General features: G+C 60.7%; 14 protein-coding genes. 2 read left to right on the forward strand and 12 right to left on the reverse strand.

Features of this window, described 5'->3' with window-relative positions:
* Window positions 1-4 precede the first annotated feature (4 nt).
* Window positions 5-1663, forward strand: a complete 1659-nt coding sequence (locus AO692_RS25070; protein ID WP_054312795.1) for an ABC transporter ATP-binding protein — start codon at window positions 5-7, stop codon at window positions 1661-1663.
* Between the two features lie 77 nt (window positions 1664-1740).
* Here AO692_RS25070 and AO692_RS25075 read toward each other — a convergent pair whose 3' ends face one another.
* From AO692_RS25075 to AO692_RS25085, 3 genes are all read right to left on the reverse strand, one after another.
* On the reverse strand, window positions 1741-2799 hold the full coding sequence (locus AO692_RS25075; RefSeq protein ID WP_054312796.1) for a C45 family peptidase: 1059 nt from the start codon (window positions 2797-2799) through the stop codon (window positions 1741-1743).
* A gap of 101 nt (window positions 2800-2900) precedes the next feature.
* Window positions 2901-4433 (reverse strand): ABC transporter substrate-binding protein, encoded by a 1533-nt coding sequence (locus AO692_RS25080; protein WP_244483491.1) that lies wholly within the window; start codon window positions 4431-4433, stop codon window positions 2901-2903.
* Between the two features lie 95 nt (window positions 4434-4528).
* The gene (locus tag AO692_RS25085) at window positions 4529-5380 is read right to left on the reverse strand and encodes a hypothetical protein (protein ID WP_054312798.1); all 852 of its coding nucleotides are present in this window, start codon (window positions 5378-5380) and stop codon (window positions 4529-4531) included.
* Between the two features lie 356 nt (window positions 5381-5736).
* Between AO692_RS25085 and AO692_RS25090 the strand changes: the two genes are divergently transcribed.
* Complete coding sequence (locus AO692_RS25090; protein ID WP_054312799.1) at window positions 5737-6429, forward strand: GntR family transcriptional regulator; 693 nt, start codon at window positions 5737-5739, stop codon at window positions 6427-6429.
* Between the two features lie 6 nt (window positions 6430-6435).
* On the opposite strand, the gene AO692_RS25095 is transcribed toward AO692_RS25090, so the two are convergent.
* From AO692_RS25095 to AO692_RS25135, 9 genes are all read right to left on the reverse strand, one after another.
* The gene (locus tag AO692_RS25095; protein WP_054312800.1) at window positions 6436-7587 is read right to left on the reverse strand and encodes a serine hydrolase; all 1152 of its coding nucleotides are present in this window, start codon (window positions 7585-7587) and stop codon (window positions 6436-6438) included.
* A gap of 66 nt (window positions 7588-7653) precedes the next feature.
* On the reverse strand, window positions 7654-8565 hold the full coding sequence (locus tag AO692_RS25100) for a siderophore-interacting protein (RefSeq protein WP_082407551.1): 912 nt from the start codon (window positions 8563-8565) through the stop codon (window positions 7654-7656).
* Entirely contained in the window at window positions 8558-9376 is an 819-nt protein-coding gene (locus tag AO692_RS25105) for a 3-keto-5-aminohexanoate cleavage protein (RefSeq protein WP_200911782.1), read from the reverse strand. The genes AO692_RS25100 and AO692_RS25105 overlap by 8 nt, the downstream gene beginning before the upstream one ends.
* Window positions 9373-10329, reverse strand: coding sequence for a 3-hydroxyacyl-CoA dehydrogenase NAD-binding domain-containing protein (locus AO692_RS25110; RefSeq protein WP_054312802.1), 957 nt, complete (start codon window positions 10327-10329; stop codon window positions 9373-9375). Before AO692_RS25110 ends, AO692_RS25105 begins: the two co-directional genes overlap by 4 nt.
* A gap of 1 nt (window position 10330) precedes the next feature.
* The gene (locus tag AO692_RS25115) at window positions 10331-11740 is read right to left on the reverse strand and encodes an aminotransferase class III-fold pyridoxal phosphate-dependent enzyme (RefSeq protein ID WP_054312803.1); all 1410 of its coding nucleotides are present in this window, start codon (window positions 11738-11740) and stop codon (window positions 10331-10333) included.
* Between the two features lie 231 nt (window positions 11741-11971).
* Window positions 11972-13942 carry an MOSC N-terminal beta barrel domain-containing protein gene (locus tag AO692_RS25120; protein WP_054312804.1) on the reverse strand — a complete coding sequence of 657 codons (1971 nt, stop codon included), beginning with the start codon at window positions 13940-13942 and terminating at the stop codon, window positions 11972-11974.
* An 8-nt stretch (window positions 13943-13950) separates the two neighbouring features.
* Window positions 13951-14907, reverse strand: coding sequence for an alpha/beta hydrolase (locus AO692_RS25125; protein ID WP_054312805.1), 957 nt, complete (start codon window positions 14905-14907; stop codon window positions 13951-13953).
* A 79-nt stretch (window positions 14908-14986) separates the two neighbouring features.
* Window positions 14987-16021, reverse strand: coding sequence for an extracellular solute-binding protein (locus tag AO692_RS25130; protein ID WP_054312806.1), 1035 nt, complete (start codon window positions 16019-16021; stop codon window positions 14987-14989).
* A 224-nt stretch (window positions 16022-16245) separates the two neighbouring features.
* Entirely contained in the window at window positions 16246-17442 is a 1197-nt protein-coding gene (locus tag AO692_RS25135) for a serine hydrolase (RefSeq protein WP_054312807.1), read from the reverse strand.
* Window positions 17443-17474: the final 32 nt, after the last annotated feature.

The following is a 17474-nucleotide window of genomic DNA, read 5'->3' on the forward strand; positions in this document are numbered from 1 at the left end:
AAGGATGATGGACGGCACGACCTTCGTGAGAAATCCCATGCTTTCGGTACGCGACCTGACCATCACCATCGGCGCGAGTGGCAAGCGGATCGTCGATACGCTGAGTTTCGACCTGGCTTCCGGCGACATGATGGCACTGGTGGGCGAATCCGGTTCCGGCAAGACGATGGCTGCCCGTGCCATCCTGGGCCTGTTGCCACAGCCTCTGATGGCAACGCCGGAAAGCCGGATCCTGTTCAAGGACAATGACCTCACCCGTATCGAACCCAGGGCCATGCGCAAGATACGCGGCGCAGAAATCGGCATGGTGTTCCAGGAGCCGATGGTTTCGCTCAACCCAGCCGTCACGATCGGCGAACAGATGGCCGAGGGCCTGCGCCTCCACCACAAGCTCGACAAGGCCGAGATCCGCGATCGTTCGCTGGCGATGCTGGAGCGCATCCGCATCAAGGAACCGGCAAAATGCCTGGCAGCCTATCCGCACGAATTCTCCGGCGGCATGCGCCAGCGCATCATGCTGGCTTCGGTCATGCTATTGAAACCGCGACTGCTCATCGCCGACGAACCGACCACGGCGCTGGACACACTGGTGCAGCGCGACGTGCTCGACCTGATGGTCGAGCTTACACAGGCCAACGGCACCGCGGTCCTCCTGATCAGCCACGACCTCGGCATGGTTTCCCACTACATTCCCAACGTCGTCGTGATGAGCGATGGCAAGGCGGTGGAGAGCGGGGCAAGTTCGGAAGTCCTGCGCGAACCGAAGCACGACTATACGCGCCGCCTGCTCGACGCATTGCCTCGGCGGAGTGCCGGCGGCATGCGTGGCGGCGATTGCGGCAAGCCGGTTGTCGAGGTCAGGAACGTCGTCATCGACTATCCAGGCCGCAATCGGTTCTTCTCCAGGACCGAAGCCAAGCGCGCCGTGCATGGTGTCGATCTCACTGTTCGAAGCGGCGAAACGCTGGCGCTTGTCGGAGCGTCGGGATCAGGCAAGACCACGCTGGGCCGCGCCATTGTCGGCCTGGTCAAGCCGACGTCCGGTCAGATCGCTTTTCTCGGCGCGGAGGGCCATGCGCCGGCGGATCACCGTGGGCGCCATCACGAAATGCAGATCGTCTTCCAGGATCCCTATTCCTCGCTCGACCCGCGTCAGCGAATTGCCGACATCATCGCGGAGCCGCTGAAACTCGACAAATCGATGAACGCTGCCGAGCGCGAGCGCCGCGTCGAGCAGGTTTTTGCCGAGGTCGGATTGTCGCCGGATTTCCGCCGCCGTTTTCCGCACCAGTTGTCCGGAGGTCAGCGCCAGCGTGTGGCAATCGCCCGCGCCATTGTCGGGCGTCCCGCTTTCGTGGTGGCGGATGAGCCTGTTTCGGCACTCGACATGACCGTGCAGAAGCAGATCCTGCTGCTGATCCGCGAGTTGCAGGCCCGGCACAATTTCGCCTGCCTGTTCGTTTCGCACGATCTTGGCGCAGTCGAGCAGGTCGCGGACCGCATTGCCGTCATGCAGGACGGCCGTATCGTCGAGATCGGTGATCGTGACGATGTCATCGACCGGCCGCAACACCCCTACACGCGCCAATTGCTGGAGGCGGCGATGCTGATCGATCGCCGCTTTGCCGAAACCGGTCAGCTGCCGCAGGCCATGGCGCGCTGAAGGCGCGCATCGGATTCCAGTTGCTGCTGTCACGGCGACCAGTCATCGGGCGTGACTGATCGCGCCAACCAAATCGGTCACATGGCGATTGCTCGCCAGCTTTCGTGGCTGGGAGGTCCGGCGCAGACGGAAAGCTCGATGGTTTCGCCGAGCGAATAGATCACCGAGCCGATCGTCATTGAGGCGGTCAATGCCGCGCTTTGCGGCGTGATCGAGACGATACCGCCCGTGCGGCGTGCGGCAAGAACGGCCTTTACCGCTGCTGCATCAGGCACAACATCGATGTCCGTTCGCAGGCTTTCCAACCGGCCACGGGAATCCTCGCTGCCTTCCATGCGTGCCGCCGCATCGCGTCGGTCCGTGCTGACCAAAGGATGGTTGGTGTGCGGCGAACAACCGTTCGAGAACGGCACCTGAACAACACCACCGGCCGAACATTCGAAGGTTCGCGCCTCGCTCCTGTCACCCAATTGATAATTCTGGCCGGAGGCGTGCGGCACCCGACCCAGGAACTCGGCCGCAGCCGCGGCCGACGCTCGAGCCAACACGCCGCGCATGACGAAGGCCACCGGCAGCCCGCGTGGATTGACGGCGAGTTGGCTCAGCGTGTTGACGCAGACACCGAGCCCGCGCCCGGACACGCCCATCAGGCCGATCATGCCCGCGGAGGTGAAAACGAGGCATTCATGGTCTTCGTCGTGAATCTTCAGCAAAGCCTGGGCGCCGTCATGCCAGCGCGGCAAGTCCATCGTCTGGGCGATCAGAACCGGCCTGCCGTCGGCAGGCACTACCGCCAGGCTGCTGCAGTGGGCAGCGTTCGAGCGACCCCACCACCATTCCTCATCCATCAATTGCAGTGCATAGGCGGTTTCCTCGGACAATCCGGCGCCTTCGGCGATGCCGACAACTTCATCGGCAAGATCAGGCGTATGTTCCGCGATCGCCACGCGGAAATCCGTCGCATCCAGGAAACGGGGGAGAAACAACGATGCCGGCGTGCCGTAAGCTTCGCCGATCGCTTCTCGCCAGCGCTCGACCTTGGCGGAGATCACGCCACGCAGCGCCTCACCATGCGCCTGCCCTCGCCGCCGCGCATCGCCTGCACAGTCGACAACTGGCAAATTCTCCGTGCGCATAGTCTTCCTCCATTCGCTCGCGTCCGGATTTTCCGGATGTGGTCCATAAAACAGGATCGGGGGCCCATAGCCCCCGATCCAATCTATATCTGTCGGGACGCCTATTCAGATTTCCACACACCCCAGGTGCGGGGGTTTTCGGCCGGCCAGGCGGCATAGCCTTGCACTTTTGGTGAAATCGCATCCACCGACGGCGTGAAATAGAGGCCTAGCATCGGCACCTCTTCGGCCATCAGCGCATGCATCTGTTTGAAGACGGCCTTTCGCTCTTCAAATTTGTCGGTGGCAACCGATTTGAGATAAAGATCCCAGGCCTTCGGACTGTCCCACTGTGCGGTCGGATCGGTCTTCTTGTCGCCCATGATCGTGCTGTACATCAGCGATGGGTCGAAACGGGCGGAAAAACCGAACGATTGCAGCTGGAATTTACCGGCCAGATAATTGTCGAGCTGGGCCGCCCAGTCGAGCACTTCCAGTTCTGCGTTGAAGCCAGCCGCTGTCAGCATGGCCTGCAGCAGAACCGAATTCTCATACATGCCCTGGTAGCGCGTGTTGGTCTGGATCTTTAGCTTCTCACCCTTGTATCCAGCTTCCGCAGCCAGCGCTTGAGCCTTCTGCGGATCGTATTGCGGCCATTGAGAGGAAAAGCTGTCATCATAGAAGGCACTCGCCGGCGCCACCGCTGAAGGATCGGCTTTGGCCAGGCCTTCGGTGCGGGCAGCGGCAATCTGCGCGATGTCGACGGCATGTGCCAATGCCTGCCGCATCTTCGGGTTGGACAGGAGCGGGTCCGTGGTTTGCATCAGGATAGCCGTCCACGACAATCCTCGGGACGAAACGACATTCATGCCGCGTGCTTTCGCCTCCTCGACACGGGTCGATTCGACGCCAGGCAGGATATCGATCCCGCCGGCAAACAACGCGGTTTCGGCAGCCGACGTATCCGGAATCACGGTGAAGCGGACATGGTCGACATAGGCTTCGCGACTGCCGGCGAAGCCGCTCGGCTTTTCGGCAATCGGCTTGTAGCCGTCAAAACGATCGAGAGCGATATACTGCCCCTTCACCCATTCTTGCAGCTTGAACGGGCCGCTGCCGATCGCGGAACCGTCGATCCATTTGCCGTCAGCATCGACATTCTTCGGGCTGGCGACCCAGACATTGGCCTGAATGCCAGCCAGCAGCGGCAGAAAGAGCGCGTTGGGCGCATTCAGCTTGAAGGTGACGGTACGCTCATCGACTGCCTCGACAGATTCGACCTTGAGGCCCTGGGTGCCGTCGAAACTGGTAATGAACAGCCATTCATTGGCCGGATCCATCCGACGTTCCCAGCTCCATTTAACATCGGCGGCAGTGACCTTGTCGCCATTGTGGTAGACGGCACCGTCGCGCAACGTGAAGGTATAGGTCTTCCCGTCCTCTGACATTTTCCATGTTTCCGCCAGCACTGGCCCGATCGACAGGTCGGTGCGGTAGCCGACAAGGGTCTCGAATATCTGATGCAGAACCGTATCTGTGTTGGCATCGCGCTGAATGCCGTTGGTGGCGCGAATATCGGCATTCAGGCGGACATTAAGTGTGCCGCCCTTCTTCGGTGCCTCCTCGGCCATCACTGGCAAGGCGACGGTAACCATCAATGCAGCCGCCATCCCTTTAAGGATCTGTCGTCTTCCCACTAACAAGGCTGTTCCCATTCTTTTGTTCTCCAGCTGACGAATTGTGTTCGTTCTTAGCTGGACGCCGAATTCTGCTTCAGCGCCCTTGCGAAGAATTCCTTGACCTTGGGTACGAGATGCAGGTCGTCATGCGTGATGCCCGGCACGATGTCGTGCTGGACCGAGATGCCATGCTTCTCGAAGCTCGCCTTCAGCGCGCGCATGCGGTCGTTGCGGGTTGCACCGGCGAGGTCGGCTCCCGGCATCCACCAGGCATCATCCTTGGTGATGGTGATCTCCCAGGTCTGCAGGTCGTCTCCGCCGATGATCATCTGCACAGCGACCTTGCGCATCGCTTCCAGGTCGATCTTCTTGCCGAAGACCTTCTCGAAATCGCGCACGCCGACCCAGAAATCAGTGTCGAAGTCGAGCAGCGTCACCACGCCGGGCGCACCAATCGAGGCGGCAAGCAGCCGCTCGGGATGCAGAAACAGGAAGCGGTGGGTGAAATGACCGCCGCCCGAGAAGCCATACATCATCACGCGCTCGCCACGGATGCGATAGCGCTCGCGCATCTCCTCGATCATGTCGAGCATGACCGCGTCATAGTGGAGATCGCCATGGCGCAGCATCTTGTAGGAGGACAGATCGCCCGGGAAACAGATGCTGGTCGGAAACAGCGGCGCCAGCACGATGACGCCATTGGCTTCGGCGAAATCGGCAAACCCGTTGCGATAGGCCTCCATGCCGCGTTCGGTGCCGTGCACGATCACTGCCAGCGGATAAGTCTTGTCACCGTCCTCTTCATAGTCCTGCGGAACATAGGCGCAGTAGGCAAAGCGCTGGTCATAACGTGATGCGTAAACGGTCGTGTGCCCGAAGTCGTAATAGGAGAGTTTTTTGCCATGCCCCTGGACGTTTCGCATATCACCCTCTCTCGCAATCCTTTTTGTTGGCGTCGACTATTTCATGATTTTGTTCAACTGAAAAGCATATTTCTAACGCAATTTCAGCCTCGGATCGCACTTTGCATCCATCAAGACCAAACACTAGGCGTCCGCGAATTGCTGTACGCCGGCAAGATCATGTGCATGTCGCCGGCAAAAGCCGCTTGGCGCAGCCGCAGCGCTTGCGATACCTCGCGCCAACAGCCATTATGTCCTTGAAATAATGCGAGCTTCGGCCGCCGACCGCTTGAGCGCAATCGACATGCATTGTGGCTTCGCAATTTGAAACTGTAGCTAGATGCGTGGATTTCAGAAGCTGAAGTAGCGCACCGCCAATGGCCGAAAAGATGCAACTTGGACTGACCGCCGTCGATACCGCCCCCCTGCACGAGAAAGTCTATCTGGAGATCGTCCGCGCACTGATGTCGGGCCAGTTTGCCCCCGGCCAGAAACTGACGTCCCGAAAGGTAGCCAAGGAACTGGGAACCAGCGATATGCCTGTGCGTAGCGCCTTCATGCGCTTGCAGGCCCTGAGGGCGTTGAGCCCTTTGCCCAACGGCAGCATGGAAGTGCCCGTCATCTCGGCCGAGCGGTTTTCGCAACTGACGGCGGTGCGCACCCTTCTGGAGGGGTCGGCGACCGAGCTTGCCGCGCAACGCATCAACGGCAACACGCTGCGCACGATACGCCGCAACTGCGCCGAGTTGACCGAAGCCGCCCAAGCAGGCGTCATCAACGACTACCTGCGCAAGAACTACAATTTCAAATTCTCGATTTACCGCCACTGCGGAAACGACCAGATGATCTTTCTGATCGAGACGGTGTGGATGCAGGTTGGGCCGTTCCTGCGCAACCTGACCACCGGTTACGAGGACAATCTCGCCTCGATCCTCGACATCGACTACCATGACGAGGCGGTGGCGGCGATCGCGGAACATGACGGCGCCCGTGCCCGCGCCGCCATCGTGCGGGACATCAATGACGGCTACCAACACCTGCTGAAGCACGTCAAATTTCCCGAAGCCTGAAGCCGACTAGCTGCCGAAAGCCGAGACCTTCTTCAGCAGCCTGATCATGACCTGATCCATTGCCTCATCAATCGGCTTGCTTTCCGCTGATTGCCTGACGATCACCGTTTCCGTTTTGGGATCGATCCACAGCCATTGGCCATGGATTCCCATCGCCGCCAGCTCACCCGTACCGGTCTCATACCAGTAATTGCGATAGCTGCCGGTCGGCAAACAATCGACCTGGTCGCCCGCGGCCCAGATCGCACGATCGCCGCCTTCCCACAGACCGGCAATCCATTCCGCGGGGATGACACCGCGACCACCCTCACGTACCAGTTCGCCGACGCGGGCGAGATCACGCGCCGTTATCGAAATGCCGCCGGACGCGCGTGGATTTCCAGCCCGGTCCACCGTGATATGCGCGTCGGTGTGTGCACCCATCGGCTGCCACAGCAAGCGGCTGAGCAGTTCAGCAAACCGCTCGCCGGCTGCGCGCTCGATCACCAGCGCCGCCATGTCGGTGTTAGGCGAGCGATAGACGTGCCTCGTGCCGTGCGGATGTGACGCTTTCGGCAAGGTGCACAGGAAACTCTTGAGATCCGGCGTCGCCTCATCCTTGTGCTCAGGGTTCCAGAGCATGGCTCGCCTGTAACGATCGAAGGCGCCGCTGCGGTCGAGATAGATCTCATCGAAGTCGATGCTCACCTGCATATTGAGCAGATCGCGGACCGGAACGTCGCCATAGGCAGAACCAAGCGCTTCCGGAACATAGTCGCCGGCGACAGCATCCAGTGAAAGCTTGCCGTTTCCGACCAGAGCTCCGGCGAGAAGACCAGTTATCGACTTGGAGACGGAGAACACCAGATGCGGCTTGGCCGCATCATTGTGATCGGCACACCATTCGGCGATGAACTTGCCACCTCGCATGACGACGAAGGCATCGGTGTGGTGCCTCACCAGAAATTCACGCAGCCTGCGCGACTGCCCATCGAGATCCTCGACCATGATGTCGGCGAAATCACCCAGCTCGCACCCCGGACTTTCCTGCAACCGAGCGCCGCGGATGGTCGCAGTCGGCACAAGCTCGGCAGCATTATGAAACGCCCAGGATGAGTGCGGCTGCGTCCGCCAGTTCGCCAGATCGATCTGTGCGCGGTCTGTTATGGCATTTTGCATTTTCGTTTCCGTCTTGAACAAGGGATGAACCGAGCCGCTCTATCGGCCCCGGCAAGCCGATCGCGGTTATTCGCGCTCTCTACCGATCTTCCAGTACCCCATCAGGTTTGCGAGCCGCCGGTCGATCCCTCGCTCCTTGACCAGCGCCGCGCGGATCCGGCTGACCGCCCCGGTTTCACCGGCGACCCAGGCGTAGAACGTGTTGGTCGCGCAAGAAGCGCGATCCCAAAGCAGATCGTCGCTATCGGGTTCCATGAGCGCCTCGGCAGTCGAGCCGGCTAAAACATCGCATGGCAACTCGACCTGGTTGGCAGCCATTATCATCTTGTCGCCATAAGCATGCGCCTCCCCGGCCGGGCCTTCACGAACCAGCCAGCGCAGATCGAGACCATGCCACGACGGCACGTCGAGTTTGTCCGCCTCGCCCGGCACCTCCAGGAAGGCATCCACACGTGGCTGCACCTCAAGGGCAGCCAATTCCTCCAGGATTCCGGCAGCCGCCGGCAACGCGGTTTCGTCGGCAATCAGCAGAACGTGTCGAACACCCGTCGGCGGTTGCCATTCATAACCACCGACCTGGCCGTCGTAGTTGGCGTTGGGCGCCGACATCTGGATGGGATCGCTCGGCACAGCGTTGAGCGCCCAGCGTGACGCCGGCCCGTTGTCGCCATGCAGCACGAAATCGACATCCACTTCACAGCGGTCGGCCCGCAGATATCGGATGGTGTAGGTGCGCATCGGCGCGCGCTCGCGCGGCGGCGCGGTGCGATAGATATCGTACCAGTCGGCTCGGTTCGGGATTGCCGGCAACGTCCCGTCCGCTCTTGGGAAAAACAGCTTGATACGCTGGTCGGGAGCGAACGTCGCCATGCCGGCGACGTCCTCGCCGGCCAAGGTGATGCGCGCCATATGCGGTGACAGGATCTGCTTGCCTGCGTGACGAACGTCGAAGATGCGATAGGCACTCTGTTCAGCCACGATCGACCTCTCCTTCCGCGCCAAACCCTCCCAGCCGCTCCAGGATCGCGGCAATGGCGGCCACCCGTTCTTCGTTGGAAGCGGCTACGGAACCGTCGGCATTCCACAGGCTGTTTTCAAAGCCCACACGCGCTTTTCCACCCGCAGCAAGCGCAGCGGAAAGTGCCTCGGTCTCGCCGCGGCCGAAGGCGCACACCATCCAATCCGGCTGAACCGGCAAGGCCGAAGCGACCTCAAGAAAATACCGCAGGTCATCGGCACTGCTTTCCTGGCCCGTGGAATAGCGACCGAGAACAAAAAGCACCGAAAGGCCCGCCGCCGGTACGACGCCGCGCGTGATCAGCTCCGCGAGCCGGCCAACATCGCCGGCGTCATACAGAATGTGCTGCACGGCGATGTTGTGTCCCAGACACCAGTCGTAGAAATCGGCGGCTGCCGCCTCGCCGCCTGCATCCGGGACAAATTCGCGGATCGCTGCCGAGATCGCATTCGGCCTCAACGCGCGGACCAACGCCATCTGCTCCGACGGCTTGTAGAGGCCGACGGCTTCGGTCGTGACCTGCACCATCATGTCGGGCGCAGCCGCGTTGATCAGCCTTGTCACCTGCGTGTAAAGCATCTCATCCAGCACATGCTGGCCGTCCGCATTGCGTACATGAAGATGAATGGCGCCCGCGCCCGCCGAAAAACAGGCCGCAGCGGTCGCGGCGATTTCGTCCGGGAACACCGGCAGGTGCGAATGATCGGCTTTGGTGCGCCTGGCGCCGTTCGGTGCGACCATGATGCGTGGCAGGGTCGGCATGCTTCTCATGCGTCCCCCTCCAGCGTGCGCAACAACGCAATCAGCAATCTGTCACGGCGTGCACCCAGCTTTTCGATGCTTTGACCCGCGGCTTCGTCCTCAATGCCGGAAATCAACGCCGCACGAGTGTTTGCATCGAGCTGGGGAGAGCCAAGCGATGCCCACCGGGCTTCCTGCGCCGGGCCAAGGTGCTTCAGATAGGCAGCGATGCCTCCCTCGCCGCCCCCCAAATGATAGAGCATGTGCGGGCCTTCGATCGCCCAGCGCAAGCCCGGCCCGGACCGAATTGCTCGATCGACATCGGCCACGCTGGCAATCCCTTCGGCAACGATGTGCACGGCCTCGCGCCACAGCGCCGCCGTCATCCGGTTTGCAACGTGGCCCGGCGCTTCACGTGCCACCTTGATTGGCACCTTGCCGATGCGCTCCAGGAAATCATAGGCGGCATCCTGGGCTGCCTGTGCAGTTGCCGCTCCCTTCACCAGTTCGACAAGAGGAACCAGATGCGGCGGGTTGAACGGATGCGCGACGAGCACCCGTTCGGGATGTCTGTTGCATTGCAGCTGGAGATCGCTGGCCATGAATGAGGAGGTGCTGGAGCCGATCACCACATCGGGTGCCGCGACGGCATCGATCCGTGCTAGCAGGTCCTGCTTGAGCGTCAGGTTTTCAGGCGCGTTTTCCTGGACATAGTCACAGCCGTGCACCGCATCCTCAAGCCGCTCGAAAAACAGCAGATTGCCAGCGCAGGTTGTCGCCATAGGCCTCAGTTGCGACAGGTCCTGAAGCCCATCGCCGACCGTCTTGCGCAACCGGCCTTCCGCGCCCGGCTGCGGGTCATGGGCATGTACCCTGAGGCCATGGCTGAGGAAGTAGGCAGCCCAGGCCCCGCCGATCAACCCTGAGCCGACAACCGCGACCGTCTCGATCGTCCCGGATCGGCAAGTCCCCGGCCCCGTCATTTCAGAGATGTCCCTCGCGGAGCAGGTCTGCAGTCACCTCGTCGATAGCGTCGCGCAGTGTCTCGGCAAGCTGCGACAGCTCCGCTTCCGTCACCACGAAGGGTGGCGAAAGGGCGATAACATCCGAATTCGGCAAAGCGCGGACCAGCACACCGCGACGGCGCGCCGACAGGGCAACACGAGCAGCAACCTTCAGCGAAGCCGGGAATGCAGCTTTCGTTGCGTGGTCCGCGACGAGCTCGACGCCCATCATGAAGCCCGCGCTGCGCACGTCACCGACCAGCCGAAGGTTGAGCAGCGTCTCGGCAAAGCGGGATCCAAATGCGGGCGCCATCGCGGCGACACGCTCGACAAGCTTTTCGCGTTCGAGAATGTCGAGGTTGGCCAGGGCCGCCGCGGCACAGGTCGGGTGTCCTGAATAGGTAAAACCGTGCGCGAACGGGCGTCCGTCATGCGAGGCTTCCTCAAACACCGACCAGATCTGCTCGCCGACCAGCACGGCCGACAACGGCAGATAGCCGCTGGTCAGGCCTTTGGCGGCAACGATCAGATCCGGCTCGATGCCATAGAGATCGGATGCGAACCATGTCCCGACACGCCCGAAACCGGTGATGACCTCATCGGCGATGAAGCGAACGTCATGCTTTTCGAGCACCTTGGTGATCGCGGCAAAATAGCCGCTCGGGGGCGGCAGCACGCCACCGGTCCCCATCACGGGTTCGGCAATGAAACCGGCAACCGTATCGGCACCCTCGGCAAGGATCGCTTGCTCGAGTTCCTCGGCGAGAAAGGCGGAATAGGCCTCCTCGGTGACACACCCTCGCGCCTGTGCATCCCGGTAAAGGTCCGGACGCGAGACGTGCCTCGCGAAATCAAGCGGCAGCCCAAAATTCTGATGAACCATCGGTATGCCTGACAGGCTGCCCGCCGCCGCCGTTACGCCATGATAGGCGTAGGCCCGCGAGATGATCTTGCGCTTCATCGGCTTGCCACGAAGCATGTTGTACGACCACAGCATCTTTACCGCTGTGTCGTTGGCATCCGAACCGGACAGGCCATAAAACACGCGCCGCATTCCTTGAGGCGCAAGCTTCAAAAGCCTTTCCGACAGCCTGATGCTCGGCTCGTTGGCAACCGTGTTGAAGGAATGGAAATAAGGCAGTTCCAGCGACTGTCGGTGGATGGCGTCGGAGATTTCCTTGCGACCGTAACCGGCGTTGACGCACCAGAGCCCGGCAGCGCCATCGAGATAGGTCTTGCCGGAAACATCGGTGATCGAGCAACCCGCCGCATGCGCCATCACCAGCGCGCCATTCTTCTGCTGATCGGCAATCGCGGTGAAGGGATGAAACTGGGTTTCCCGATCGAGCGCCACCAAGGCCTCGCCTTCAAATCCAGCGTTTGCCACCATGTTCTCCTCCAACGCACCGCGCAATCTCAGGCAATTTCAGTGCTTGTCTTTTGTATAATTTGCGATCGACGATCACACAACAGAAAGTCGATGATCCAGCCACGCATCACCCTCGAAAGGTAATTTTCTTTTGTTTTTCAATCTATTTTCTGAATTTTCCAACCGAAAGGCCAAGAGACATTCGCCTTAATAGGAGCAAAAAACTGCCAAAGATAAAGATCGCAATCTGGGCTAGGCTTCTACGCAGACATCCCCGATCGGACTGGTGGAGCAGGCCAGGACATAACCTTCGTCCTTCTCGGACTGCGAAAGCACGGACCGCTCAGGGTCGGCCGCATTGGCAGCCACTCGCCATTCTCCGGAAACCACCTTGCAGCGACAACTTCCACAGATGCCGGCTTCACAGTCGGACGTCAGATCGACACCGATCTTGCGCGCCAGTTCCAGCAGCGTCACCGTGCCGGAGCCACTGACCGATTTGCCTGCCTTGAGAAAGGAGACCTGATAGTTGCCGATTTCCGGCAACGGCATCGCCGAGCGATCGGGACCGAAGGTTTCTTCCAGGAATGGGAACTCCGGCGTGGAACTCCAGCCCTCATAGATTTCCCGGGCCTTGGTTCGAAAACCATCCGGGCCGCAACACAGCACCGCCCTCCCCGCCAAATCGGGACAAATCGCGTGCATCATGGCGTCGTCGAGCCGACCGGCCAGAACCCGCACACCGTACTTGCCACCTTCAAACCGACCAGCAAGGACATCGGCTTGTGCGACGGCGTCTCTCCCCGTCAGGTTCCACGAAAGCTTCAGCCGATCACCCATCTGCGTCTTGATCGACAGCAGCTCATTCAGAAACGCGACGTCATCGAGACCGCGTGCGCTGTGATGGAAGCACACATCAAGCGGCAGGTTGGTATCGGCAATGAAGCGCAGCATCGCCATCATCGGTGTGATGCCGCTGCCGGCGGACAAAAGCAGGAGCTTGTCGGCACCACTGGCGGCGGCAAGATGAAAGCGACCATTTGGTCCAAGCGAGCGAATGCTGTCGCCGACTTTCAGCGTATCGTGCAACCAATTGGAGACGCGGCCGTCACCGACCCGCTTCACTGTCACGGACATATAATGGGGCCGCGACGGCGAGGAAGAGATCGTGTAGTTGCGGCGCACGGTTTCGCCGTCGATATCCAAGAGCAGCGTGATGAACTGGCCGGGCTTGTAGTCGACGGCATGGTCTGCGGCGAAACGGAACGTGCGGAAATCGGCCGCCTCGTCAATGATCGCCACGCAGTTTAGCCGGCGCTCATGGCTGCCTTGACGTGCGGCCGTGCCTTGACCGGCTGTAGTGGATGGAAGACGCATCACCGGCTGCGCGTTTCCCGGCAGGATGGTGATCGCGGGCTTGCGCGACAACACTTCCACCTTGTCGCCGACATGCAGTCGGCCAAGCGTCCGGGGGATGAGAAACTGGCCGAAATAGGCCTTGCCATCCTCACCGCGCCGCTGACGGCCGAGCATCGCCAGCGGCTCGTGATCGGACCGCGCCTCGCCAGTCGCGGGATCGAGCGTGGTCATCACGCAACGGTCGCAAGCGCCGATAGCCTCGAATTCAACATCGCCGATCCGCACATGACGCCAGCCATCCTCATCGAATGCAGATGCCCCGCTGACCACGAGATTGGGCCGAAAGCGCTCCATTTCCACTTCGAGGTCGAGGTAGCGGTTGATATCGGCAAGCGAGGCGAAGTTGGTCAGCAACAACGGCGCTGTGTCGGCAAAGCTCACCGTTCCACCGGGACCGATGGCCAAGGGACGATGGGTGAACGTACCCTTGATGGCCATCCGGCAGGCACGGTCGAGGAAACGCGTCAGCCACTGGCTAACCTCTTCGCCGGCATCGAGCGCCACGACATCGTCGCCCCAGATCGAGACGTTGCGAGCGACATCGAGTTGACCACGCGAGAACACCATCGGCGACATGCCAGGCGCGGCAAGAACGATCTCGTCGCCGTCCACATGCGTACGGATCTGCATCAGACGCGGCGCCTTGCGGGCTGTAAGGCAGTCGCCGGTCTCGTCGACGACCATCATGCGCCGATCGCCTGTCAGTCCCTCGGCCTCCAGACGAGCCGTCTCCGCCGGGATCCCCGCGCCTGACTTCAGCGGATAGAAGGTGATGCGTTCCAGGCGGCACGAAGTATCCAACATAACACCTACTACATTCCCCGGCTTTCAAGCGCTGCGCGGACGGCAGCACAAACTTCCAGGAAAGCCGCATCCGAAGCCTTCGAGATGCCGGCATGCTGCATGAAGTTATGGATCAGTCCTTCGAAGCAGCGATAGCGGACAGCGTTGCCGGCAGTCTCGAGCTGCTCGGCGAAAGCCCGTCCCTGGTCGCGCAGCACGTCATTTTCGGCTGCGAAGAAAAGCACAGGCGAAAGGCCGCCAAGGTCGGTTGCCAGCACCGGCGACACCCGCGCGTCAGTGGCCATTGCGAGATCCGGCAGATAGGCCTTTGCGAAATATTCGGTCTCGGCAAACTCCAGATAATAACCGACGGCGAATTCGCGGTCGGAGTCCGATGGGGGCGCCAAGCCAAGATAGGGCCTGGTGTCGACCAGCGGATAGAGCAGACAGACGGCTCGGAAGAGCTTTTGCCACCTGTAGTGGCGCATCAGCGCGATGGACAGGTTTGCACCCGCGCTGTCACCCATCAGCACAAAACACGCCGGATCGCCGCCATGATCAGCCGCTTTAGCCAAAACCCACTCCACCGCAGCAAGCGCATCCTCGACGGCGGCTGGAAATGGATGCTCCGGCGAGAGTCTGTATTCAACGAAAACAACCAGCGCGCCGCACTCCGTTGCGATGCGCGCCGATTGCAGCGCGTAGGTTTCGGCATCGCCAAGGACGAAGCCACCGCCATGCAGGTAGAGGATAACCGGCAAGGGACCAGCGACATCCGCCGGCTTGTAAAGGTGGAGCGATACATCATCCCCGCCCCCAAGCCTGACGATGTCTTCCGTCACCGGCTTTTCGGGTGATCGGCTCATTTCCCGATACTGATTGCGGTAACTCCGGCGCGAGCCGTCGAGTGTGACGTCAACCTGCTGGGCGGCCTGTTCGCGCGCAAGATGGTCGAGCATGCTTCTGATATCCGGATCGAGTGCCATTTTCACTCCACTTCCAGTCAGATCGCGAATTCCGGCGTCATCCCCGTCGCCGGCATGAATTCAGATCTGGATGCCGGGCTCACTTCAACAGGTCTGTCCAGATCTTGGTATACATCGCCTGGACATCGGCCGGGCAGCCGACATTGACCTTTCCGTATTGGACCAGATCAGCCGGAATGTTGAGCTCCAGCGCATCCTTCATGTCCGCGGGCATAAATTTGTCGGAACCCTTGATCCCGTTCGCATAGCGGGAAAACGCCGACAGCATTGCGGCATTCTCCGGGTCCATCACGAAATTCATGAACAGCTTGGCGTTCTCGACATTCTTGGCGTCCTTCAGGATCATCAGATTGTCCATCCAGATCGGATACCCTTCCTTGGGGTAGCCATAGAGGATATCCGGATTCTGCAGCCGCGATCGGAAGGAAGCGCCGTTCCAGTTGACGCCGGCGGCGATGTCGCCGCGCGAATATTTATCGATATTGCCGAAATCCATGGCCAGCCATTTCCGCTTGGCAGCCACCAACGTGTCGCGCACCTTCTTCAGCACCGCCTTGTCGCTGGTGCACGGCTCACCGCCGACATAGGTAACGGCAAGGAACATGACGTCCGACATTTCCGGCACGACGTTGACCTTGCCGACCAGTTCGGCCGGAGGGTCCATGAAAATGGCCGAGGTGTTGATGTCGCCGGAATAGACCGACTTGTTGACCGTCACGCCCGTCGTGCCCCACATCCACGGCACCGAATAACGCCTACCGGGATCGAACGGCACATCGACCCAGCGCGGATCGACATTCTTGAAATTCTCCATCTGGTCGGGACGGCTCTCCAGGACGAGGCCTTCGTCGATCCAAACCTTGACCACCGGAGCCGAAGGCACCACGACGTCATAGCCGTGACCACCCTGCCGGACTTTGGCAAGCGCGGTGTCGTTGGAATCGTATTCGGTCACCGTGACCTTGACGTCGTATTTCTGCTCGAACTTCTTGACCATCTCCGGGCTGGTGTAGTTGCCCCAGTTGTAGATGTTCAGCACACCTTCGGCGCGCGCCGAGCCCAGGCCGGCAAGCGTTGCGACGGCAGCTGCGGCTAAGGTCTTCGTCCAGGCCATTGTGTTTACTCCCTCCCGGTTTTGCGCCTCGTCATGTGCGCTCACCAACAGACTGTCACGCGACCGCGTGGCATACAAGAGTGCGATCTGCGATCGCAAAAATTATTTACTTGTCGGGAGTGTCATGACGCAGTCGAAACCCCGCGAAGCCTCCCGCACGATCACGACAGGCTTTGAGGGAGGCAGATCACACGAGCGGAAACACTATCGTCGCCAGCGGAAGATCACGCCGTGGCGTAGACATCCCGAATGGCGTGGATTGCCGACAAAGCCTCAATCGAGCGGTCCGGGTTGACGAACTCCGGCCAGGTGGACAGTTTCACCGCGGCAAAATCAGTCTGCGGATCCATATAGATATACTGGCCGAAGATACCCCTGCACATATAGGAGCGCCGCTCGGGATCCTCGATCCAGAACTGGTTGTGATACGCGCCGCGCGGCAGAACGGTCCGATATACACCCTGGAAAAGCTCGTGATTGCCGCGCCGGGTTTCCTCGATCCATTCCGAGGGAACGATCTGCCGACCGTTCACCCTGCCTCCACGCAAATGCAGCAAGGCAAAGCGCGCGTAGTCGCGCAAAGTCGCGTTGAAACCGCCGTCGGCCAGAGCGTAACCGCCGTGATCGACGGTTATATAAGCGTCCTCTTCCGCCCCCATCGGCGCCCACAATTCATTGCTGATCAACGCGGCCAGCGGCACCCCGCTGACCCGTTCCATCACAAAGGCGAGGATATCGGTTTCGATCGAGCGGTAGTTGAAAAGCTGGCCATGCGGTCGTTGCAGCTCGGTCAGTGTCATGACCAGTTGCCACACCGTTTGCGGCCAATCAGGCCGCGTCATCGGCTTCCAGCCGCAGGCCTGGTCGAGCTGCTGCATATGCGAGCCCTCCGTGGTGTAGGATTCGTCGAACAGAACGCCGCTCGTCATATCCAGGACCTGCTGGATCGTTGCGCCTCGATAGGCCGTCGCCTCGAGCTCCGGAAGATACCTGGTCACCGCCGCCGCGGTCTCGACAAGCCCCTTGTGAACAAGGATGCCGAGCACGGTGGCAACGATCGACTTGGTCACCGACATCGCCAGATGATGGCCATGCGGTTTCATTCCGTTCATGTAGCGCTCGGCGACAATCTCGCCGCGAGACAGCACGAGGAAACCATCGGTAAAACTGTTGTCCAGGAAATCGCGGATCGTGCGGCGGCGTCCCGCGACCTCGAATTCGATGTGATCGATTTCGACAGTACGCCTCGGCAACGGCAAAACGGGGCCCTGCCCGCGCCAGACCTGCGCGGTGGCTGTCATTTCCCGCACATGCTGGAAGGTCCAACGGTGATAAGGAGGATAGTCCCAATCCGCGCGCGGAATGACGGGCGATCCGGGCACCTTCGGATCGCGCCAGGGCGTATTGCTATTGGCGTTCATTTCTAATTCACCTCCACAATCTGCCGGCGATC

It is taken from the genome of Mesorhizobium sp. 1M-11 (genome assembly GCF_001303895.1).
In the GTDB taxonomy this organism is placed as follows: domain Bacteria; phylum Pseudomonadota; class Alphaproteobacteria; order Rhizobiales; family Rhizobiaceae; genus Mesorhizobium.